This window comes from Sphingobacterium sp. LZ11T8, assembly GCF_024261425.1.
In the GTDB taxonomy this organism is placed as follows: Bacteria; Bacteroidota; Bacteroidia; order Sphingobacteriales; family Sphingobacteriaceae; genus Sphingobacterium.
Genome location: NZ_JANBZY010000002.1, coordinates 442083 through 465377, shown reverse-complemented (window position 1 = coordinate 465377; position 23295 = coordinate 442083). Strand labels below are relative to the sequence as shown.

General features: G+C 40.0%; 16 protein-coding genes. All 16 read left to right on the top strand.

The genetic code is table 11. The annotated features are described in order from the left end of the window. Positions 1-14: 14 nt before the first annotated feature. The 16 genes from NLF99_RS06950 to NLF99_RS06875 all read left to right on the top strand — a co-directional run bounded on the left by NLF99_RS06950 (position 15) and on the right by NLF99_RS06875 (position 23294). Complete coding sequence (locus tag NLF99_RS06950) at positions 15-1040, top strand: hypothetical protein (RefSeq protein ID WP_185216554.1); 1026 nt, start codon at positions 15-17, stop codon at positions 1038-1040. Positions 1041-1084: 44 nt separating this feature from the next. Continuing rightward, a complete protein-coding gene (locus NLF99_RS06945; RefSeq protein ID WP_254527336.1) occupies positions 1085-2008 on the top strand; it encodes a hypothetical protein in 924 nt (307 codons plus the stop codon). 17 nt (positions 2009-2025) lie between these two features. After that, entirely contained in the window at positions 2026-2490 is a 465-nt protein-coding gene (locus tag NLF99_RS06940) for a phage tail protein (RefSeq protein ID WP_093096915.1), read from the top strand. A gap of 10 nt (positions 2491-2500) precedes the next feature. Beyond that, entirely contained in the window at positions 2501-2959 is a 459-nt protein-coding gene (locus tag NLF99_RS06935; RefSeq protein WP_254527334.1) for a phage tail protein, read from the top strand. Between the two features lie 2 nt (positions 2960-2961). Next, entirely contained in the window at positions 2962-3132 is a 171-nt protein-coding gene (locus tag NLF99_RS06930) for a DUF5908 family protein (protein WP_185212337.1), read from the top strand. After that, positions 3122-3844 carry a hypothetical protein gene (locus tag NLF99_RS06925; RefSeq protein ID WP_185212336.1) on the top strand — a complete coding sequence of 241 codons (723 nt, stop codon included), beginning with the start codon at positions 3122-3124 and terminating at the stop codon, positions 3842-3844. Before NLF99_RS06930 ends, NLF99_RS06925 begins: the two co-directional genes overlap by 11 nt. Continuing rightward, complete coding sequence (vgrG, locus tag NLF99_RS06920; protein WP_254527332.1) at positions 3844-5619, top strand: type VI secretion system tip protein VgrG; 1776 nt, start codon at positions 3844-3846, stop codon at positions 5617-5619. Before NLF99_RS06925 ends, vgrG begins: the two co-directional genes overlap by 1 nt. Before the next feature lie 16 nt (positions 5620-5635). Next, a complete protein-coding gene (locus tag NLF99_RS06915) occupies positions 5636-5929 on the top strand; it encodes a PAAR domain-containing protein (protein WP_185212334.1) in 294 nt (97 codons plus the stop codon). A gap of 11 nt (positions 5930-5940) precedes the next feature. Beyond that, positions 5941-6366, top strand: coding sequence for a GPW/gp25 family protein (locus NLF99_RS06910; protein ID WP_185212333.1), 426 nt, complete (start codon positions 5941-5943; stop codon positions 6364-6366). A gap of 27 nt (positions 6367-6393) precedes the next feature. Further along, positions 6394-10842, top strand: a complete 4449-nt coding sequence (locus NLF99_RS06905) for a hypothetical protein (protein WP_254527330.1) — start codon at positions 6394-6396, stop codon at positions 10840-10842. Positions 10843-10857: 15 nt separating this feature from the next. Further along, on the top strand, positions 10858-17193 hold the full coding sequence (locus NLF99_RS06900; protein ID WP_254527328.1) for a hypothetical protein: 6336 nt from the start codon (positions 10858-10860) through the stop codon (positions 17191-17193). Between the two features lie 4 nt (positions 17194-17197). Next, positions 17198-18520 (top strand): contractile injection system tape measure protein, encoded by a 1323-nt coding sequence (locus NLF99_RS06895; protein WP_254527326.1) that lies wholly within the window; start codon positions 17198-17200, stop codon positions 18518-18520. A gap of 50 nt (positions 18521-18570) precedes the next feature. Next, positions 18571-19926: a vanadium-dependent haloperoxidase gene (locus NLF99_RS06890; protein ID WP_254527323.1), complete on the top strand. Its 1356-nt coding sequence runs from the start codon at positions 18571-18573 to the stop codon at positions 19924-19926. Then, positions 19916-21304 (top strand): ATP-binding protein, encoded by a 1389-nt coding sequence (locus NLF99_RS06885; RefSeq protein WP_254527322.1) that lies wholly within the window; start codon positions 19916-19918, stop codon positions 21302-21304. The genes NLF99_RS06890 and NLF99_RS06885 overlap by 11 nt, the downstream gene beginning before the upstream one ends. 163 nt (positions 21305-21467) lie before the next feature. After that, positions 21468-22796, top strand: coding sequence for a gluconate:H+ symporter (locus tag NLF99_RS06880; protein ID WP_185212327.1), 1329 nt, complete (start codon positions 21468-21470; stop codon positions 22794-22796). Between the two features lie 27 nt (positions 22797-22823). Next, on the top strand, positions 22824-23294 hold the full coding sequence (locus NLF99_RS06875; RefSeq protein ID WP_254527320.1) for a RidA family protein: 471 nt from the start codon (positions 22824-22826) through the stop codon (positions 23292-23294). Position 23295: the final 1 nt, after the last annotated feature.

Here is a 23295-nt window from a genome sequence, read left to right as displayed (position 1 = left end):
AAAAAACCATTGTTATGACCATTGAAAGCTCAAATATGCGAAACCCGAAAAACGGGAATTGTAATGGTAATGAGGCAAAGACAATAACTCAGAAAAATCTCCATCAGATAAAGGAAGATTACTGCAATAGACTGAAAGGGAAGTTAGGTGAGTTGAGTGAAAGTGAGGTCACCAGTGATGGGACCCTGATGATGTACGAAAAGAAGAAATGTGTTTTTGTCAAAACAGAAAAGAATTACCAAATGCTCCGAAACCTGGAATTGAAGGTCGGGGTAGAATTGATACAGTCATCGGAAGAAATAAAAAAGAATGTTGCGGCAAGCATCAGCCAGAATGATGCATTGGTGGCAGGGTTGAAAGCGGTGTTGATGACGGCCAAGAATGCAAAGGTTGCTTTCGGAAATCTTCGGGAATCTGCAGCAAAATTGGATGCTGCTATGAATGATAGTTGTAATTCTGGGCAACTAAAGATTTTGGGATGCTCAAATGACAACTGTAATGATGCTGAAAAACGAAATGAATCGGATAATCGGCCAAATGAATGCCAAGATGCCTGTCGGATTTTGAACAAACTGGTTGAAAGACCGGTTGACCTGAGCCTAGAAATTGATATTATCTGCAATTCCGTGGCTGATATCATTGGTATACAGTCCTTTTCAAATATTAAATCCTTAGAGAAATTCCAACAGGATTTTGCTGGCAATGCCAAAACTTTTGATGATCTAATCCAAGCGCAGATCAATACGGCGACCGCGGGATTAAAGAAATCTCAAGATGATCTGACATTGGCGATTAAATCCCATACGCAATCCAGTTATACCCTTTATGGTAAACGCAATGAATTGGAAACCTTGGTTGAAGTCAAGGATTATCTATGCTGCCATAAATGCAGTTGCATCGGCGACTGTGGTTGCAATGAAGGGAATAATGAGGAGAATAACAGATTCAAGAAGTGTAAATGTGATATCTGCGACATCTGTAGGGAGGTCACTGAAATCTATTGCATCCGTGATAATGAAGGTGGCTCAAGCTGTGATTGATTGAGGAAACATTTTCAATATGGTAAATTTTAAAATAGACAATTATGTTAAGCTATAATGAAATAAGCAATTCTGAGCAGGATATTTTTGATTGCTGCGATCAAAAACCAAACGGTAATGAGCCAGGAGGAGATTGTTGCTATGATGCATGGATGGGTGATCTGGTCCAAGTAACCTCAGATTGGAAGGCAGCAAATGCCTACGCCAGCAATAAGGAACTGGAATATAACCTGAGCATTGAGGAAAGAGATCGACTCAAGGCATGGTTTGCTGACTGGGAAGCTACAGATGAAAATGCAGATGCCCTGTGTCGCCAACTGGAACTATTTATCCTCTTGCTACAAAAGGTCTGCATCGTTACGGACAAAACCAATAAAGCCATAGAGATCTTATTCTGTATGGTCGAGGATCTTTATATCCGTGTGGATAGATTGAAGTCCAACTATGACAAGTTAATCCTATGTATCAATTGCTTGAAACGACCAGAGTTGGCACCAGGAATTGGGATCATGAAAGTCCTTGAAGACTATGGCCAGAAATTAGATGCTGTGATCTTAACCCGAGACATCATGATTCCACAGGTTGTTGCCGTAGTAGAATTAGCCTACGGTCTGCACATCAATATCTGTGAAGAGTATGGTCTGAAAAGGACCATTCAATATTGGAAGGATAAATTCCATTGTAACCAATCGGGTACCGAAAGTACAGCTTATGCAGAGCAGGCCAAAATTGAAAGCAGTTCTGATTCCCATGAATGCTGTTGTATAGAGCCACATATCCACCTGCCGATCGATTCTGATGAATATTACCATCAATTGGAATCAGACTATAATCAGACCAAGCAGCGTGTTGATGTGCTGAAAAAGGAATTGGATTCCGCAAAAGAGAAAAGGGATGCACTTTTTGCATGCAAGCAAAGTCTTGAGAATGCAATCAATGAGGTGAATCCTGCAAATAAGTGTAAATAATCAATAAATCATTTGTTATGTCAAACGATCCTAAAAAAAACTACCCACTACCGAAGTTCCATTTTCAATTGGATTGGGGTGGTACTAGAATTGGTTTTACAGAAGTTAGCGGACTTGACTTTGAAACTGAGGTTATTGAATACCGTGAAGGCAGTAGCCCTACCTATAACAAGACAAAACAGCCTGGATTGACCAAATACCCGAATGTTACGCTGAAACGCGGTACTTTCTTTGGGGATTTTGAATACTTTGAACAGTGGAAAAAGACCATGATGTTCCAGGAAGGCAAGGAGAAATTTAGGAGGGATGTTACCATTCGATTACTGGATGAAGAACATCAACCGATCATCTCCTGGACGCTCTCAAGAGCTTGGCCTTCAAAGGTACAATCCACTAATTTGAAAGCCGATGCCAACGAAGTGGCCATTGAAACCATGGAATTGGTGCATGAGGGTTTATCCATTGTAGAAGCTAAAAAATAAGTTATAAGCCATGGCTGACAGTTTATATCAAACGGTCAATTTTCATTTTTCAGTGAATTTTACATTGAAAGGGAATAAGGCTGTGGATATTAAATTCCAGTCTGTAACTGGTTTGGACTCTTCGATTGATATAGAGACCATAAAGGAAGGTGGTGAAAACAGGTTTGAGCATATTGTCCCCGGACGGCATAAATATGGTCCCTTGGTACTAAAAAGGGGATTGATCTCACCGGGTTCATCAGCGATTACGGATTGGTTGAAAAAGGCTTTCGACGACCAGGTTTATGAAACCCTGGAAACCGTGGTAATCAATCTATTGGATGAGGAACATCAATCCATTATGCATTGGAAAATTAACAATGTATGGCCAAGGAGCTGGAAACTTTCAGAACTGAATGCCGGGAGGGCGGAAGTACTGATCGAGACGCTAGAGCTGAATTATAACCGATTAATTTTTCAAAAATCATAGTTATGCCAGTTGAAGTTAGGGAGTTGGTCATTAAGGCGACGGTTGTTCAGGATCTTGCTTCCCCTGAAGGAAATGGAGGTTCTCAGGATAATGGTGTCACTGCATCAGAGGAGCTGATCAAGATTTGCGTAGATAAAGTTTTGGATATTATTAAGGACAAAAATGAGCGCTAATTATAGTTCGGGGAAATTGGAGAAACTGTTGATCTATTCTTTTACAGATAGGCAGTTTCAGGTTAAGGGTGTGGAGCAAACCAATAAGCCAGCATTCGTAGCCCCGATCAATCCTGAGGCTTTTTCAAAGAACTTTAAAATTGAACACGATGTACAAAGACCTCACGGGTCTGGCTCTTCAGAAGTGAAATTTAAATCTACTGCGCCAGAGGAACTGAAGCTTGATTTTATTTTGGATGGTACCGGAACCATGGAAGGCTATTGGGAGGAATACAAAACCAAACCCGTCAACGAGCAATTGAAAATCTTCATGGACTGTGCCTATAATTACCAAGGTGACATCCACCGCCCCAATTTTTTGTTGATTATCTGGGGTTCAGAGATTCGATTCCGCTGTGTATTAGCAAATCTGGATGTGAATTTTACCTTATTTAAGCCTGATGGTACACCATTGCGGGCAAGGTTATCCGCAACTTTTCTGGATTACCAGTCTCGCGAGCAGCGCATGGCAGAGGACAATCCCTCATCTCCAGATTTGACCCATCACCGAGTAATCAAACAAGGTGATCGATTGGATCTGATGACCTATGGTATTTACAATGATCCGAAGTACTTTTTACAGGTTGCGAAAGCTAATGGTCTGACCTCAATAAGAAGGTTACAACCAGGAAATGATATATATTTTCCTCCTTTTAATAAAAACGAAAACTAATGGAAGAGCTCATCATACCGAATCCGTCCCAACATGATACTATTTCATATGAAATATCATTGGGTGGGTCTAAAATGGATTCTTCTTACGAAATACTCAGTATCTCCATTGATAAGGAAGTCAATCGGATACCCACTGCAAAGATTTTGTTAAAAGATGGTGATGCCGCATTAGGCAGTTTTGAAATCAGCAACAAGGAGGATTTTTTACCCGGCAGAGCGATTGAAATCAAGTTGGGTTTTGATAGCGACAATAAACAAGCATTTAAAGGCATCATCACGAAACAACAGGTAAAGGTTAAAGAAAATGGAAATACGCAATTGCAGATCGAATGTAAAGATGCCGCAATGCGAATGACCTTGGGAAGGAAAAGCAAATATTATCTAGACCAAAAAGACAGTGAAGTAATGGATAGCATCATCAGTGCTTATGCAGATTTAAAGAGTGATGTTGAAGCTACTCCCTTGAAACATAAAGAACTGATTCAGCATCACCTCAGTGATTGGGATTTTATTGCTTTGCGTGCCGAGGCCAATGGACAATTACTGTTTGTGAATGATGCTGAGTTGAAAATAGAATCTCCCAAAACAGATACTGATCCTGTATTACAGGTTACCTATGGGTCTTCAATAATGGAGTTTGAAGCGGAGATGGACCTTCGCAGTCAATGGTCAAAAGTAGAGGCTCATTCCTGGGATTATAAAAACCAGGGATTGTTTACCGCAGAGGTTGATGAAGTTTCAGGATTTACGCAATTGGGAAATGTGAACAGTTCTGATCTTGCTTCTGCCAATAAATTGGAAAAGTTCTTACTCCATCATAGCGGTAACCTTTTGGAACAAGAACTAAAGGCTTGGGCAGAAGGGGCAATGCTGCGCAGTAGATTAGCGAAAATCAGGGGCAGGGCAAGATTTACTGGTTTTGCTGAAGTAAAACCTGGAGATATGGTGAAGATCGCCGGTGTCGGTGATCGATTTAACGGCAAGGCCTTTGTGACCGCGGTAAGACAAGAAGTAGGTGATGGTACTTGGTATACCAATATTCAATTTGGTTTAGATCCTGCAAGGTATTCTTCTTTATATCAAGATATTGATGATTTTCCTGCTGCTGGCCTGTTAGGTTCAATTCAAGGGCTACAGATAGGGAAGGTCCTGCAGTTGGAAAATGATCCAGATGGTGAAGACCGAATCTTGGTCAAGATTCCAATCATAGAAAACAATTCAAATGGCACTTGGGTTCGGGTGGCAAGCTTGGATGCAGGAAGCGATCGTGGTACTTTTTTTAGACCAGAGATTGACGATGAGATTATCGTAGGTTTCATCAATAACGATCCAAGGCATGCCATCATGTTAGGCATGTTGAACAGTAGTGCAAAACCAGCTCCACTTAAAGGAGCTGATGCCAATGATGAAAAAGGAATTTTCACCAGAAGCAATATGCGTGTGCATTTCAATGATGCCACCAAGACAATCAACATAGATACACCAGCTGGGAATAGTATAATCCTTGATGAAGACGGCAAGAAAATAGAAATCAAGGATCAAAACAGCAATAAAATAACGATGGATAGCAATGGGGTCATAATGGAAAGTCCAAAAAACATCGAAATAAAAGCTGGTGCTGAACTGAAGATCAGCGCCGGAACCAAAATGGAAATTATAGGAAAAACCATGACCCTGAAATCAGATACGAATGTGAATATCAATTCAGCAATGACAAAGATTAATTCAGATGGAGTAACCGAAATCAAAGGGTCTTTGGTAAAGATAAATTAGAAATATAGAACTGGTTATGGCTTCAGCAGCAAGAATAAACGATTTGCATACCTGTCCCATGGTGAATCCTGGGCCAGTGCCGCACGTTGGTGGTCCAATTATTGGTCCAGGCGTACCAACGGTCCTCATTGGAGGCGTTCCTGCTGCTGTTGTTGGTGATTTGTTAGTCTGTACTGGTCCGCCAGACAGTATTGTTCAAGGTTCCATGACCGTCATGATCGGTGGAAAACCTGCAGCAAGACAAGGTGACATGACTGCACATGGTGGCACCATTGTAATGGGATTTACAACAGTTCAGATAGGAGGTTAAAAATAAAGGACATGGAAAATTCTTTCAGTTCATTTTTAGGAACAGGCTGGTCTTTCCCGCCCGAATTCAATAAGGTCTCCAATTCGGTGGAATTGGTTTCCGGAATTGAAGATATCGATCAAAGCTTGAATATTCTGTTGTCAACAGCTTTGGGCGAAAGGGTCATGCAACCTAAATATGGCTGTGACCTGACTGATTATGTCTTTGAATCGCTGAACAGTTCCGTGATTGGCTACCTAAAGGATAGGGTGACCAATGCCATCCTGTTCTATGAACCGAGGATCCGAGTGGAACAGATAGAAATAACAAGTAGTGATTCCATGGAACTTATTGAGGGTCGCTTTACGATCAGCATTCAGTATTTCGTTCCAGGAACTAACTCCAGGTTTAACTATGTCTATGATTACTATTTAAATGAAGCATTAAAATCAATTTAAGTTGGATATTCCTAAAAGTCAGAAGTCATGCAATGTAAAGAGCTTATACATCCATTTCAAAACGATCCAGGTGTCAGCCAAAGGCAGCGGGTTATGGATGATCTGTTGGGGGCGACTGCCCAAATCGATGCAAGGAGCTTAGCAGACCTGTTGGATTATTTTGAAAAACTCTCTAGACATATCAACTATTATGATGCAGATCTCAATGTATCGGATTGGCAATCCTTTTTTCAGAACAGTTTGCCTTTTACCATTACATCCATTTTAAAATATGATGCCGACTCAATAAGGGAAAAGCTTGCTTTCTATAACTTGCTTTTTGAAAAATCACCTTCAAAATCCAGCCTTCAATTGATCGTAAACTATGTTTTTCGATCTATTATCTACAAAATCTATTTCTGGAACTCTAAGCTCGAAGGCTCCGATTTGCCTGTAATGTTGTCATTGGATAAAATCATAAAAGATAAACTAGCTGACAGCTTGAAGGTCTTTATAGTTCAGGTCAATTCCGCAGTTAAGTTTTTTGGGACCAAGCCGATAAACCTTATGTGTTTCCTGGAATCGGATGAATGGAATTTAGACTTAACAGATTTATATGCTGTAAAAACCACACAATCCATACAGGATTCTGGAAAGAGTAAAAGATTGAGGATGATTGCCCTGAAGAATGAAATTCTTGCTATCGGCGAATCTTTTATTACCGTCATCGATTCACTTCATGCATCAGCTGAAACTAGCCTAGAGCCCAGTTTCCTTTCGTTAAATGATGAATTCAAAGAGAAATTGAGTCCACATTTGGCCTTATTGTTCTCTTTTTTGAGGCTTTTCAGATATCTGCAACAGGATTTAAATTCTTTTACGAAAAAACACCTTGATTTCTTTTATAAAGAGGTCTTGTTGCTGCGTGCAAAACCTGCTATTCCCGATCAAGTGCATCTGGTTTTTGAAATACAAAAGCATATTCAAAAGTATCTATTGAAGGAAGGGATCATAGTTAAGGATAGCAAGGATGCCAATAAGGTAGAGGTCCAATTTGCTTTGGATGATCAGATTGTGGTCAATAAAGCCAATGTTGTCGAACAACGCACGCTTTTCCTCAATAACAAAGTGCATGCAAGCAACAGCTATTTGGAAGGTGTGTATATGTCCAGCAATGCTAAAATGGCTGATGGCGTTGAAAAACCATTTGAGGATATTCAAAATTCAAGCTGGCCAACCTTAGGTTCGGCACTCAGTAAATACGTAGATCCTGAAAGCAAGTTTTTGAAACCCTATCCAAATGCAAGGTTAGGTTTTGTTTTTGCCTCACCCGTTCTCTTTTTGAGTGAAGGCACTCGGAAAATTGAAATTACCTTGGCCTGTAAACTGCATCAGAATGTATGTGAAAATGAAAATGATGTCTCTGCATTTTATGAACGAGTACGGACAGTCATCAATGATAAATTCTACCCGATCAACCGTGATCTCATAGCACAAGCTGTCAAAAAAGGGATCAGTAAGTCACTTAAGGAAAAGCTTGAGGCGGTATTATGGAAAGACAGCCCCATTGGGAAGCAAATTTCCTGTTATTATCCATTAGAAGAGGCTTTATTTGAGAAAACCATTACCGATTTAGAATATAGAGAACTTATTTCTTCAGCAGAAGAAATTGCTGTTCTAAAAGATATTTTTAAACCGATCAAAGCATTCAATATCGCATTGACTGGAAAGAAAGGCTGGTTAGTTCCCGACCAAGGGGTTGAAATAGCCATGTCTAACATTAGTGGTTCCAGTACTTTTGAAATCAACATTTCCTTGGCAATGAGTCCGGATCAAGAGGGAATAGTGAACTATGATGAGGAACTGTTCCAAGAAGGTTTTGATACCGCATTACCACTGATGAAAATCAACCTTGACGATCGAGTGAAAATAGAGCAAGATGTTAAGTGGACAAGTCGAGAATCCTGTTGCGAAAGAAAAGCTGAAGATGAAATCCAGTTAGTTTCCCTGTATCAATTTTTCCGGAGCGTTAAGATTTCTAATACAAAAGGTACTAAGATCAAGGTCAATGTATGTGGCCTTAAGAATTTTGTTGTTCAGAATAGCGAGAGTTTGCAGAACATCAATAGTCCGATCTATCCCTTTGGTACTCGCCCTGAGATTATTGATTTTGATATAAAGAACCCGCCAAACCTTAATAATCCGACCAACTTAAATTTGTTGGGTCCAGATTTCTTTATTGGAAGTCAAGAGGTATTTACCAAGAAATGGAACGAAATCCATATTAAATTAGATTGGAAAGAAAAACCAACCGACTTCAGGGATTATTATAAAGGATATTTAAAAGAAGGTGGGCTATTTGGTCTTGATGAAAATAAGTTTTTGATCAATTTAGCCGTTTTAGAAAACGGCAAATGGATAAAGGAAAAATCGCATGGCTCTCCTACAACTAAGGCAGTTACCATTCAAGGGGAAACTTATAACGATAGGAAGCTATTTGAAAACAATAATAGTTCAACCTGCTCTGGAAGCAGTGAGTTCGATCAGACAATTTTTTTGAGGAATACCTTTTTTGAACTCAATCAGAAGTTTTCAAAAAACAGTTCCCCAATAGAACAATATGAAGTCGGGACCTCTGAAGGCTTTTTAAAAATTAACCTACAGGGGCAGGATTTCTGCCATAAGGTCTATTCCTATGTTCTAGCTAGGCAGATGATGGCATTGGGCAAACTCCCCGACAGCAAATTAGAAGATGCCATTTACTATGATGGTGCCGGCAACCTAATAGTTTTCAGCACCAATGATATTTTGGAGAGCATCGAAACTGCAAAAACCGTTTCCACAAGAGTGGAGGATGATGTCAATAATCCATCTGATGGTATTAAATCTAAAATGGGAGATATTGGTGCCGGTAAAATCAATGAGGCCGAAGCCGATTCGATCCGTCGAACAGTTCTACCTCCAATGTTTGGAGAGCTTTCCAATAAGAATTTAACAGGTGATGTTTCATTTCTGAAGAACCAGATCCTACAGATTCGAAATATCATTGACAATAATGATCTCTTTCAGGCAGTTATCCCGAATGAACCTTGGACACCAATCATCAAAAAGATGGAAATTGACTACTCTGCTACGGCAAGTATGGAGGATATAGAACTCATTCATCTCTATCCTTTTCCTGGTACCTATAAGCTCGAGCAGTTAGAACATCAACCCAGCTTATTGCCGACCTATTGTGATGAAGGAAATTTATTTCTTGCTTTCAAGGATCTGGTACCAGGCAGCAATGTGAATATACTTTTTCAAATGGCGGAGGCAACTGCCGATTCCGAATCAGAAAGAGAACCGGTTTCATGGCATTATTTGGACAACAATGAATGGAAACCGCTAAGGAATGGATTTGAAGTGTTGGAAGATGATACCGATGGTCTGACCAGTTCTGGAATCATTAAGTTTTCCATTCCTGCCAATATCAGCAATGAAAACACAGTCCTTCCGAAAGGATTGCACTGGATAAAAGCTGGAATCGCCAAAAACAGCAAATCGGTCAGTGAAACCATTGGGCTATTTACCCAAGCCATTAAGGCAACCTTTACCAATGAAGCTTTGAATGACAAGTTAAGGTTGGATAAAGGTTTGCCAGCAGGTTCGATTTCAAAGATGAAGGATGCTGATGTCGCCATCAAATCTGTTTCTCAACCTTATGATTCTTTTGCTGGAAGGGTGCCTGAGGCCGAAGGGCATTTCTATATCCGGGTATCCGAGCTCTTAAAACATAAGGGTAGGGCAATTCAAAAATTTGATTACGAGCGATTGGTCTTGGAAGCATTTCCTCAATTATATAAAGTGAAATGTGTGAACCATAGTTTCGCATTGGATGCGCATCACTATGTCAACGATATTCCGATGGCCCCTGGCTACATTATTATGGCGGTTATTCCCGATATGAATAAGTTGAAAGCTTCCCAATTGTTTGAACCTAGGGTTCCGGTAAGTCTACTTGAAAGTATCCAAGAATACCTACAGGAAAGAAGTTCCCCATTTGTCAAGGTTCGGATCATGAACCCAAGGTATGAGGGAGTCAACTTCTGTTTGAAGGTGAAACTGCTGAAAGGTATGGATGAATCTTTCTATAGAGAAAAATTGAAACAAGATCTGCGTGAATTTCTTGCTCCCTGGGCAATCGGTGAATTTGATAAACTGACCTTTGGCCAATGTATCTACGAATCTGATATCGTAGGTTTCTTGGAGTCAAGGGATTATCTCGATTATATCGTGGAATTATGGATGAAACACGCCGATGAAGCAGGCTCTGTATTGGGTACTTTCAATAAGGTTGTCTGTCCGATCAGCCCAAGGTCCATCCTGATTGCTGGAAATATCGATGTCAAGATTGAACAGGCAGATTGTGAAAGATGGGCATCTCGCAAAGAGGCAGAACCATGCCGCAATCCGGCCATCCCAATTGAAAATTATTGTAATAGGAATTATGCATAGGTAAAATGCAAGATCATGGCAAGCCAAGGAGAAAATAAGAAAACGATAAACAAGGACAATGCTGGTTTCCCTGCGTACTTAGATTTTGAAAAACTAAGAACAGAAGGAATAGCATATCTTGGTAAACTCTCTGGAAAAATCTGGACAGATCATAATGTCCATGACCCTGGTATTACCATCCTGGAAGTACTGTGCTACTCGCTTCTTGATTTAGGCTATAGAACTAATTTACCAAGCATTGATTTGTTCAGCAGGGATCCAAAGGAAACCGGAGCTGATAATAATTTCTTTACGGCTGCTGAGATCCTGAGCTGTAATCCATTGACCATAATGGATTATAGAAAGTTCCTGATCGATATTGAAGGCGTAAAGAATGCTTGGTTAGAAGTCGCTACCGATCAAACTGACTTTTGTAGGCCAAGATATGATCAGCAGTCAACCAATTACCAAAACAATGATTGCGTTCAATATCTCAATGGGCTATACCATATTTTTATTGAGCCTGAAAAGGATGTGAATAAGGATTTTCCTGATAAATTAACAGCTAATGCTTATTTAGATGCATTGAATAAAACCGTCAAAGACAGATTGATGGCCCATAGAAACTTCTGTGAAGACTTTTTGGATATTACCATGCTTTGCAAGGTAGATATTGGTGTCTGTGCCGTGATAGAATTGCAAAATGACGCAGATATCGAAAAATCTTATCAGGATGTCGTGCAAAGGCTAAGGGATTTTATTTCACCTGTACCAAAATTCTACACCCTACAGGAACTCTTGGACCGTCAAAAAGATATAGAAGATATTTTTGCGGGTAGACCATATAATCCTGCGGAAAGCCATGGCTTCATCGATACAGAGGAGCTGTCAGCCTTAAAACTGAAAAAGGAAATCCATATTTCAGACCTGTATCAGGTAATTTTAGCCTCTACGGGTGTGAAATCAGTAAATAAGCTAGCCCTAAGAAATTGCGAAACAGGACGGTTTAGTGATATAAATGCATGGAAGTTTAATGTCCCCGAAAATCACATCACTAATTTTTCGGTAGCCTGTTCTGGTATTCAATTCACGAAAAACGGAATCCCGATTGATTTTGATAGTAAAAAATTTGATGGACTGTTTAATCTCAATTTCGCAAATTCAGGCAAAGTATTGTACCAGTTGCCATCGGCTTATTTAGACCATGCCATTCCATCTGGTACCTTCCATGAGAACTTAGATGAATATTTCCTGTTACAGGATGATTTTCCAAGGGTATATGGCATCGCCGAAGGTGGACTGCCAGATGATGTCTCAAACTTGAGGAAAGCACAGGCACTCCAGTTAAAGGGCTATTTACTGTTCTTTGACCAGCTATTGGCCGGCTATTTGGCCCAGCTGAAAAACATTCGAGCCTTATTTTCCATGAACTCGGCAGAGGATGGTCAACGAAGAACCTATTTTCTCAATCAATTGACCGAGAAACCAGAGCTGAGCAAATTACTTCGGTTTGCTGTCGGAACAGATCAGAATGAAGTTTTAGGAGCAGTTGGTGATAGCCTAATTCGCGTGATTAAAAAAAGTCAATTGGACCAATTGATCATTGACCATGCAATTGATATTCCAGCCATGCAACAGTTCCAATATAGTTCATTGATCAAGCAACAGATAGCAATCAAACAGTTAATAGAGGACTTTAGCAACAATAGCTATGAATATGGCTTTGTCCAAGATACTGAAGGAAAGATCTACTATTATCTCAATGGTACTTCAGATGATTTCGCTCTGATCAGTAAAATAAGCTTTCCTTCCACTTCTGCTGCAAATCTGCATCTCAGTTCAGTCGCCTATGTGGGTTCCTTTGAAGAAAATTATAGGAGTTTTATCATTGATGAAAACCATGTTTCCTTTGATATTGAACTAAACATGGCTTCCTTCAAGTCCTATCTTGCCTTGATATTGGAAGATGATAATCTGTATGCAGAACGCAGGAATACATTCTTAAACCATCTCTTAAGTCGATTTGCAGAAAGGTTTACGGATGATGTGCTCATGCAATTCAATCAACAACCTAACCAGTTGATTCAAGCTAAAGAGGATTTTCTCAGCCATTATGATGAGATCAGTTCCAATCGAGGCAAGGCTTACGATTACTTAAAAGATGAATGGAACAATGATAATATATCTGGTTTTGAGAAGGAAGCCAAATATCTTGCAGGGATCACCAATAAGCAATTGCACAGCCTGTGCAACTTTGTTGTTGAGCAGTTGGATGAATATTACCTCGTTGAATTAAGCATAGCAGAGGATACCTATTTCAAACTGTCAGAAAAGTTTGATTCTCCGAAGGAGGCTGAAGAAGCTGCACAGATGGTTTTCGATTCGCTTGCCCAACCAGAAAGGTTAAGGACAAAGTATATCCCTCACGAAAAGATGTACAGCATTGTGCTGCAATATGACGATCGTTCAAGTGTTCCATTCTACAAACAATATGCAACCTCTCAAGAGGCCGATGAGGTAAGGACTAAACTGAATCGGATGTTTTCCAAACAGCCTGTAGAAGATGTTTATATCAGTAGTTATGCGCATAAGGTACAGTTGCTGGACCATAACGGTAGTATTCTTAGGAACTATGTGGAAGCTTTTGATTCCGATGTCAGTGCCATGGAGGCTGCTCGAAAGAATATGAGCAAATTGAATGACAGCAATATCTGGTCTCAAGAAGATTCAAAACAACCTAAAATAACTCAGCTTACTTTCAATGATCTTGATAAGGATGATTCAAATTGTTTGGACATCAAAGCCTTTAAGATCAATATCAGTAATACCATTGTTGGTAAACCCGATAAATTTACCTACGATATTTTGGACCATGCCAATTCCTTTAAATTTTATGCGGTAAAAGAATTTTCAAGTAACAAAGAAGCGAAAGCCAATGCATACTTAGTATTGAAACTTGCTGGAAATTCAAAAAACTACGCCTTTTACCGATCCGCCATTGATTCCAAATGGCAACTTCAAATTGTCTATCAAGAGCAGGTCGAAGCCATCTGTTATACAGAATTTGAAACCGAAGAGGAAGCAAGAGAACTACGTGATCTGATTATCAGCTCTTTTCAAAAGGCCACCTATAGGTTGTCCACAAATTCATTTCCAAAGGGATGGAAATTTAATTATGAATTAGGCTTTGACCAAGACTCCAATTATAAGTTCAGTAGTAGCAAGGAATATCCATATAAGGAAGAAGCTATTAAAGCTTCACATGCTTTCCAACAAGCTACCCCAACATTAAGGGTTGGTAAAAGTAAGAATGGAATTATCCTGACCCAACAAAACAGAAGCAGTAAATTGCCTACGGTCAATTTGGATACTCCGGAATTTCAGGAGGAAAGCATCAATCGAGCTTTAGATTCGCAGAAGAGCATTGCTCAATATGCCAATAGCAATAAATCCCAGAACTTTAGAACCTCCATAAGGAAAGAGTCTACAGAAAATTCTGCCCGATATATTTACCGGCTGGTGGATAAAGATCATGTCTTGGCCTATTATCAGCAACAATTTCTATCTAAGGAAGAAGCGGTTTTATCCAAAATGAAATTGTCCAGGTTGTTTAAGAGAAAACTAAACTATCTACAGTTATGTCTAGGGTCTGCGGTGGTAAGAGAAGTGTCAGGAGCAAATAAGCAAAAAACCAAGGCATATACCTATCAGGTTCGGGCTCATAATATCCTATACAAGTCTGCCGGACATATCAATGAAGAGTTGGTGCTATTCGAAAGCTTTGATACCTTTTCTACCAAGGAACAGGCGCTTGAAGCTTTTGAAAATAACTATTTCCATATTTTGGAACTAGCGGCAGTAGAGCAGAATTACGGAACTCTCATCAGTTTCGAAGAGAAAAGGAATACTAATACAGCCGCCCTGGTCTATATTCCTTTGGTAACTCAAGAAGAGATTAATACATTTGGAGAAGGCAGCATTCCACAAATGCTGATGCAATTAGTGCGGGCCTATCCAATAAAAAGGAATGATGAACTGTACTATTTTGAGACTTTTCATTCTGCAAAGAATCCCCAAGGTTGGCATAGTGTCAAAGATTATCCCACTGCGGAGGCAGCTATGCAGGATTTTCTCTTTTTCTTGATGCTCTTAAAGTATGCAGGCAATTTATATGTTGACTGTGATTTTAATGATGATGGAAAAGGTGATTTTCGGATCTATATCCGCGAAGTATTGGCGGAAAGTACCCAACGCTTTTTCACTGAGGAAGAGGCATGGGGACTGGCAGGTGTCGAGAACCTGATCTGTGCCGTTCAATCCAACATCGGTTTCCGAAAATATCAGCGGAAGGAAGATTGCTGCTTTTCATTCTATATTAATTGCGGTGCAGACTTCTTGATCCACCCATGCACATACGATACGGCCAAAAAGAGAAATCAGGTTGTCCTTGATCTATATGATCAATTCAAACGCTTTCATGAAAGAAATGCCTATTCTATTTCTAATGAAGATAATGCTTTGATTTTTCACGATGAAGGCGGAAAACCTTTTGCAACCAAAAGGTTTGGAGCAAATGACAACCAAGAATATTGTGACCTTCTTTTTGATTATCTGGAGGAATTACAGGCATTAGGAATTGAATATGTCGTTGAAAAGGAATTTGTTTTTATAAAGGACAAAAACGGACAGGTAATACTCCAATCTTATAACCAAGGTTGGACTGTCGAATCATTTAAAGAGCAATTGGAACTTTTTCTCTGCTTTTTTCCTATTACCCGAAGCAAAAATCAAAATAATGAAGGCTATCAATATCAGATAGAAATAAAACTGCCTGGCTTTAATTCATGTAAAGAGGAGAATACTGTAAACTGTGGCTGTTCAGATCCAGTGGAGGAGGAGCCTACCTGTTATGTGGCTTGGAAAACTTCCTGCCCAATTGATAATTGCTATATGGCCATGCGGTTGTACAGCTTGACCAGCTATATGCTCAGCAATTTCGAAAATTATCAATCCATCCTGGATTGCAGCAGCAATTCATTTGGAATTGCAATGGATTTCAACCTTCCGGAATATAGGGAACAGTTTTCTATTAATGGAAGGCAGATTGCCTTTAATCCTCAGTGCTATGAAACTTCGCAAGAGATGTGCATGGCTGTCGATCGGGCAAAAGAACTCATTAATGCCGAAGGTTTACAGTTTGTCGAACATATATTGCTCAGACCTCGATGTGAAGAAGACTGTGAAATTCGACAAAGCCTATATTGTAATGAAACCTATTCCTATTGTGGCTTCACTTGGAAAGCTGACCAAGAAGATCCATGTTCCGATCAATCGGATATTTGCTTTGTCCCAGCGATAGATCCCTATTCCTTTATTGCAACCGTAGCTCTACCTGCATGGCCGAAAAGGTTCCGCTCTAAAACGGGAAGAATGCTAATGGAGGATATCTTATACCGTTTGGCACCAGCCCATGTAATGTTGAGGATATTGTGGCTAGCGCCTCATGATTATTGCTGTTTTGAATCAAAATACAAAAACTGGAGGAAATGGCTTGCCAAGAAAAAAACCTGTATAGAAAATTTCTCCAGCGATGATTTCTTGAATTTCCTATTCCATCGTAATTATGAAGATTTAGTGGATTGCGAAACTTGTAAACCATGTAATAGTCAGGTTGAAACCTATAATCCTTGCCTGTATCGTGAAGTTAACCAAGAAAACAGTTACAGCATGCAACAAAGTTTCCTAGACCAGGTAAATGCTTCATTTTGCTGGCGGGTTTCCTATCCTGGTGAATACCAATTCATCAGTTGCGATCAAAACAATCAACCCAATTATGATTACATCCGCAAGGTCCAGAAAGAGAATAAGGAAGAAGAAAAAACTATTGCTCCTGTATTAAATACGGTAAAGCGAGGTAATACTAAAGAATTGAATCTACTGAAAGAAAGACGCATGATGCACTATCGATCAGCAGTAGAACAAGTTGCTGAGAAACTCCAGAAAAACCTGGTTGTTCAAAGTGTCCAAAATTATTTGAGCGATCCTAATCTGGCCATAAACCAACTGGAAGCTATAGTTACGCAAATCATTGAAAACAAAAAAACTACGGCAAAGAACTACGTGGTCCTGAATAAACCTCAGATGCACCGTGTCTTGGAATCCGTAGTCTGTTATGCCTTGGATCAGGTCAACCATAAGAAAAAGAACAAAACCGATCTTTCCCTACTCAATGCCGCTTTTGAAAGGTTGCGGAAAGCGAAAATTGATGTAGCTGCGATCTATAATCATTGGGATGGAACGGAATTAAAGAAATATCAACCCGCAATCAATGTACTTGAAATCAAGAATCTGCTATTAGGAAATAAGAAGTGAAATCATGCTGCATATCATCAGAAAACAGCGTATTGAGCTCCTATTATCACAAGGAGAAGCTAGTTTTAGCATTCAGCAAAAACTAAGTGATCAATATTGGGAGTTTTTTGTGCCTTTGATGGATGAAATCCTGTCGGGTTTATCCAACGATGATGAAGTGTTATCAATAGATTCCTTGACCATTGATCTGGGTATTATTAAGCTAATGGATTTAGATCATATTAAATCCAATGGGAGATTAGTAGAAAACATAAAACAGCAATTAGAAGAACAGATACTAAAAGAAAGAGCATTAAACCATCGAGTGAATATTCAGCATACCACTCTCTCGGACTTTCATAAATGGATTTCTTATTTGCGACAGGGCTATTTAGATTGGAATGTTGAATTTCCGATAGATGCTTGGCAAGAACATGTCCTAGAATCCCTTTCTAGTAAGATGGAAACCTTGAATCATTTCATACTGGAGGTAGAACGTAGTCCCAATTTCCGAATTCGATTAGTGAGGCAACATTCAGATAGCTTTTTGAATACATTGATTAAAGTAATAGCTCCAAAACAGGAAAAATCATTGGATAAAATAGTAAAGGATTTTTTCGCTTTTGTATCCAAATACAAGGAAATTAATGCTGGAAACAAAATAGTTTGGCGAGAGAAGTTCTGGCTGGATTTGCTTCAGGTCGTTTCAAAAGAGTTCTTTAAATCAGACTCAGCTGAATTCAAAAATCGCATAGAGCAAATTAAAGTGGATTACAATTCCTTTGCCAATCCGGTGATTGATCAGGTACGAAGTTTTGAAGAATTTAAAGATATAACCGAGATTAAAGAAGCTATTTTTCAGGACCATGTAGGGTTGGTTTTATTACATCCCTTTTTAAACTCATTATTCAAACAGTTGGGATTGGTCAAAGACAAAGATTTCATCTCTCTGGATGCTAAGGAAAAAGCTATCTACCTATTACATTTTGCAGCAACTGGAAAGCAACAGCCTAAGGAATATGAATTGACAGTTCCAAAACTGCTATGCTCATATCCGATAAAAGCCGCAATCCCGACATCAATAGAAATGAGCAAGGATGAAAAGGAGGAAGTCATTGCTATGATGGAAGCCTGTATCCCCAATTGGGAGATATTGAAAAAGACTTCTGTTGATGGGTTAAGGGAAGGCTTTTTACAGAGAAAAGGCAAAATAGAGCTGGGAATGGAAAAGATTACGATACAAGTGGAAAAAGGTCCTATCGATATGTTGCTGGATTATCTGCCGTGGAATTTGAATATGATCAAGTTCCCATGGCTAAAACAGCTTATCCATGTAGAATGGAGGTGAATTTTAGAGGCTTATGAACGAATTATTGAATGAATTTATAGTATAATATCATGTCAGAAAAACCGCTAGTGTTAAAATGGAATCAACTTATGCTGGAGGCCATCAAGTTGACCAAAACCTCTGCTCCATTGGCTGCAAGAGCATTGGCAATGATGCATACAGCAATGTACGATGCATGGTCTGTATATGATAACTGTGCCTATAGCACAAGTACAGCTAAATATATAAAAATCCCAAAATCAAATTGTGCCAAGGATAATATCCGTAAGTCCTTCAGTTATGCTGCTTACCGGATTCTGGTGAACCTATTCTGGTTAAAATTGCCAGCTGAAGAAAAGGATATTTTCCGTGATTTTATGTGCCAGTTGGATTACGATCCTGACCATAAAACCCTGGACATTTCCAAGCCGGAAGGGATTGGCAACCTTATGGCAAAATTAACCATTGAACAGCGATATGGGGATGGAAGCAATCCTTATGGAAGCCTGCATATGCCAAGATTTTCTGACTATACAGGTTATAAACCTATCAATCCTCCCGAACACCTGAATAATCTCAGTTATTGGCAACCCCTTCAAAAAATTAAGGAAGGAGCCAAAATCAGCTTCCAACGATTCCATGTTCCACATTGGGGCTTGGTACAATCCTTTGCCCTTCCATTTAACTGGCAATTTAGACCTGACGCACCTTTTACGAAGGAACAACCTGAGTTCAAGCAACAAGCCCGGGAAATCTTGGATATCAATGCTGCATTGACGGATGAACAGAAAGTCATTGCTACTTACTGGGAAGACGCCAGAGGTACCTTTACGACTCCTGGGCATTGGTGTGAGATAGCGCAGTTCGTTGCCCAAAAGGAATTCTACAGGAACTCCCAATGCATCAAGCTTTTCTTTGTGCTCAGCAATGCGTTGTTGGATGCATCAATTGCTAGTTGGGAATGCAAACATCAATATCAATCTGTCAGACCTATTACGGCGATCAGGAACTTATTCAATGGCCTGCATGTACATGCTTGGGGAGGCAGTTGTAAAGGAACAGAGACGATTAAGGGGGATCAATGGAATCCTTATCTGAAAACGCCAGCGACCCCAGAATATATTTCTGCTCACAGTTGCTTTAGCCGCGCAGCTGCGGTTATCCTGAAGAACTTTACAGGGAATGATGCCTTTGGAGGCAGGACAACCTTAAAAATGGGTTCTTCAAAAATTGAACCTGCGGTAACTCCATGTATGGATATCGTGCTGGAATGGCCGACCTATTCTTTCGCTGCTGAGCAAGCGGGACTTGCCTGTATCTATGGGGGAATTCATTTTCCCAAGGCTACTGCTGAGGGGCATAAGCTTGGTTTGAAAGTAGCCATGACTGTTTGGGAAAAAGCAAAAGTCTATTTCAATGAAAAGTAAAAAGGCAAATACAGATCTAAGCATTAGCTTTCTTGATATCAACGCCCCGGCAGAACTCAAATTCCTGGAGCAGTTGATCTTGTACCGTTTGAGCAATTGGTTTCCCGGTGAAACTGAATTTGAAAAGCCTAAACCTCTTTATAGGACCTGGTCCAAAAAGCTGCAAGAATTTATCAAGCATCATCAACTCAATGAACAAGAAGCTTGTCTATTACTGATTGGGATGGCTCCTCATATGCAAGCCGACCTCTTTGATAATGCCATAAACTTTAAACTGCAGCGCTCGGGAGATTTTCAAAAAATAGGTGGGGTAAGGGGAAAGGATTTTAGAGGATTTATCCCAACGGGTGAAACTGCTGTCTTTCTTTTAGGCGATGATGATTTTGATAAAAAGACCGCAATCCATAAGCTGTTTTGGGCTGACCATATTTTTGACAGTAAAAAAATCCTATGGTTAGATGATGTTCCGGCAGGAGAGCCTGAGATGAGTGGAAAGATCTTGATTTCCAAAGAATACCTCGATGCATTTATCTATGGCGAGTCTACCCAGCCTAAGTTCAGTGTTAATTTTCCAGCTAAATTAATCCGTACTAAATTGGAATGGAAAGATTTAGTCATCAATGATGAGCTCCAAGAGCAGATCCAGGAATTGAAGAGCTGGTTAAAATATAACAGCATCCTGATCAACGAATGGGGAATGGGGGGTAGGATAAACAATGGTTATAAAGCCCTGCTATACGGTCCTTCAGGGACCGGTAAAACGCTTACCGTTGGGTTATTGGGCAAAGAAGTCGGGAAGGATGTGTACAAAATCGATCTCTCGATGGTCATGTCGAAATATATTGGGGAGACCGAAAAAAATCTGGAACAGATATTTGCAAAGGCCGAGGACAAAGGTTGGATCCTGTTTTTTGATGAGGCGGATTCCTTATTTGGAAAAAGGACCAATGTTCGGGATGCCCATGATAAATATGCCAATCAAGAGGTTTCTTACCTGCTACAACGTATTGAGGAGTATAATGGCATGGTAATCCTTGCTACCAATATGAAAAATAATATTGATGATGCCTTTATGCGCAGGTTCAATGCCATTTTGAAATTCACTGTTCCCGAAGCGGCAGACCGCGCCAAAATATGGAAGTTGAGTTTTCCAGAAGAGGCCTTGTTCTTTAATGACAAGAACGAAAAGGTAGATATTCCGGAACTCGTGAAAAACTATGTTGTATCGGGAGGCTCTATCGTCAATGCGGTACACTATTCCTGTATCAAAGCCATTGAAAAATCTACTCCCGACAAAGATCAAAAATCCATATATCTCTCCGATGTATTGGACGGAATCCGTAAAGAATTATTGAAAGAAGGCAAACCTTTCCATTAACAGCTACTCTGAATATGGGGCAATATTAACTTCATGCCCCTTAGAACCCTGAAATATTTATTTTTAAAATCCCTCTCTTATTCGCCTAGGTATTACTATTTTAGGGATAGCAATTACCTTAGGCTTTCGCTATGAAAGCTTCCTAACCTTCAATATAAACTAAATGGTATTTACAATCGTACTTCTTAGCCTATTGTTGCTAATCATTTTCATTACCTATTTTAAAATCAACACTTTTTTGGCCTTCCTGATCGTTTCGATCTTAGCCGCTATCGTCCTGGGAATTCCATTGGCAAAGATTCCGGGAACAGTTGAAAAGGGGATAGGATCTATCATGGGCGGGCTTACCCTGATCATTGTATTAGGTGCCATGCTCGGAAAGTTGATAGCCCATAGTGGCGCAGCAGAAAATATTGCAACCGTTATGGTTCGCCTGTTTGGGGTCAAGCATCTGCAATGGGGAATGGCCTTTACAGGTTTTATTGTCGGTATTCCTTTGTTCTATGGCGTAGGCTTTGTGCTTTTGGTTCCCCTAATTTTTTCAATAGTCTATAAATACAAATTACCATTGGTCTACATCGGTCTGCCGATGTTGGCAGCTTTGTCGGTAACCCATGGATTTATTCCTCCGCATCCCTCTCCAGTAGCCTTGGTGGTCCTGTTCAATGCCAATATGGGATTGACATTGATCTATGGATTGCTCATTGCTATACCTGCCATAATTATTGGCGGTCCTTTGTTCAGCAAAACCCTCAAGAATATCAAGGCTGGTAAATCTGAAATCTTTCAACCGGTAGATCCAAAACCAGAGGACGAGGACTATCCTAAACCTGGGGCTTTCAATAGCTTCTTTACCGCTTTATTGCCGGTGGTCATGATTGTTCTCTTTACCGTTTTACCATATGTAGTACCAAAAGAATCTACCTTTTTGCATGAAATCATTGCATTTTTAGGCTCGGCAAATATCGTTATGCTCATTGCAGTTATCTACGCTATGTTTTCTTTAGGGATCTTTCAGGGCAGACCCATCAAAGACGTAATGTCGGTGTATGCAGATGCGGTCAAGGACATTGCGATGATCCTCTTGATAATTGCTGGTTCTGGGGTGTTCAAAGAGGTAATGGAGGCCAGTGGTGTCAGCTTAAAATTGGCTGAGGCCCTGCAAGGCTTACCTATCCATCCGTTAATCTTAGCATGGATCATTACGGCCATAATCCGTGGATGCATAGGCTCGGCAACAGTTGCAGCACTCACTGCGGCAAGTGTGCTATTGCCTTTGTTGCAGGCTACTGATATCAATCCAAACCTGATGGTCCTTTCGATCGGTGCGGGAAGTCTCATGTTTTCACATGTAAATGACTCCGGATTTTGGATGTTTAAAGAATATTTAGGAATATCGGTAAAAGATACTTTTCGATCATGGTCCATGATGGAGGCTATTGTCTCCACGGTTGGTCTGATCGGTGTAATGATCTTATCTTTATTTATATAAAAATTACTAATCAAAAAATAATAAATCATGTGGAATGCAGATGAACAATTTGAAAAATTAGGTTTAACATTACCTCCAGCACCAAAGCCACTTGGGGTGTACAAACCATGTTTGGTCGATGGAAAATATCTTTACTTATCTGGTCATGGTACGGTTCAAAATGACGGAACCTTAATCATCGGGCGCGTTGGTGAAGATATGGACATGGAAGCTGGTAAGGTAGCTGCTAGACAGGTCGGTCTGGCTATGCTGGCTACGATAAAAGCCAATTTAGGTTCGCTGAATAAAGTAAAACGCGTTATCAAAGTTTTAGGAATGGTCAATGCCACGCCTGCTTTTGAAAGACATCCCTATGTAATCAATGGTTGTAGTGAATTGTTTGCTTCGGTTTGGGGCGAGGAAAATGGTATTGGAGTGCGATCAGCAGTAGGCTTTGGTTCACTGCCAGACAATATCCCGGTGGAAATTGAGGCTATGTTTGAATTACATGAAGGCTAAT

Bases quoted from the DNA above. Each gene is read 5' to 3' on its own strand.
- NLF99_RS06950 (WP_185216554.1), top strand. From the start codon at position 15: ATGACCATTGAAAGCTCAAATATGCGAAACCCGAAAAACGGGAATTGT.
- NLF99_RS06945 (WP_254527336.1), top strand. From the start codon at position 1,085: ATGTTAAGCTATAATGAAATAAGCAATTCTGAGCAGGATATTTTTGAT.
- NLF99_RS06940 (WP_093096915.1), top strand. From the start codon at position 2,026: ATGTCAAACGATCCTAAAAAAAACTACCCACTACCGAAGTTCCATTTT.
- NLF99_RS06935 (WP_254527334.1), top strand. From the start codon at position 2,501: ATGGCTGACAGTTTATATCAAACGGTCAATTTTCATTTTTCAGTGAAT.
- NLF99_RS06930 (WP_185212337.1), top strand. From the start codon at position 2,962: ATGCCAGTTGAAGTTAGGGAGTTGGTCATTAAGGCGACGGTTGTTCAG.
- NLF99_RS06925 (WP_185212336.1), top strand. From the start codon at position 3,122: ATGAGCGCTAATTATAGTTCGGGGAAATTGGAGAAACTGTTGATCTAT.
- vgrG (WP_254527332.1), top strand. From the start codon at position 3,844: ATGGAAGAGCTCATCATACCGAATCCGTCCCAACATGATACTATTTCA.
- NLF99_RS06915 (WP_185212334.1), top strand. From the start codon at position 5,636: ATGGCTTCAGCAGCAAGAATAAACGATTTGCATACCTGTCCCATGGTG.
- NLF99_RS06910 (WP_185212333.1), top strand. From the start codon at position 5,941: ATGGAAAATTCTTTCAGTTCATTTTTAGGAACAGGCTGGTCTTTCCCG.
- NLF99_RS06905 (WP_254527330.1), top strand. From the start codon at position 6,394: ATGCAATGTAAAGAGCTTATACATCCATTTCAAAACGATCCAGGTGTC.
- NLF99_RS06900 (WP_254527328.1), top strand. From the start codon at position 10,858: ATGGCAAGCCAAGGAGAAAATAAGAAAACGATAAACAAGGACAATGCT.
- NLF99_RS06895 (WP_254527326.1), top strand. From the start codon at position 17,198: ATGCTGCATATCATCAGAAAACAGCGTATTGAGCTCCTATTATCACAA.
- NLF99_RS06890 (WP_254527323.1), top strand. From the start codon at position 18,571: ATGTCAGAAAAACCGCTAGTGTTAAAATGGAATCAACTTATGCTGGAG.
- NLF99_RS06885 (WP_254527322.1), top strand. From the start codon at position 19,916: ATGAAAAGTAAAAAGGCAAATACAGATCTAAGCATTAGCTTTCTTGAT.
- NLF99_RS06880 (WP_185212327.1), top strand. From the start codon at position 21,468: ATGGTATTTACAATCGTACTTCTTAGCCTATTGTTGCTAATCATTTTC.
- NLF99_RS06875 (WP_254527320.1), top strand. From the start codon at position 22,824: ATGTGGAATGCAGATGAACAATTTGAAAAATTAGGTTTAACATTACCT.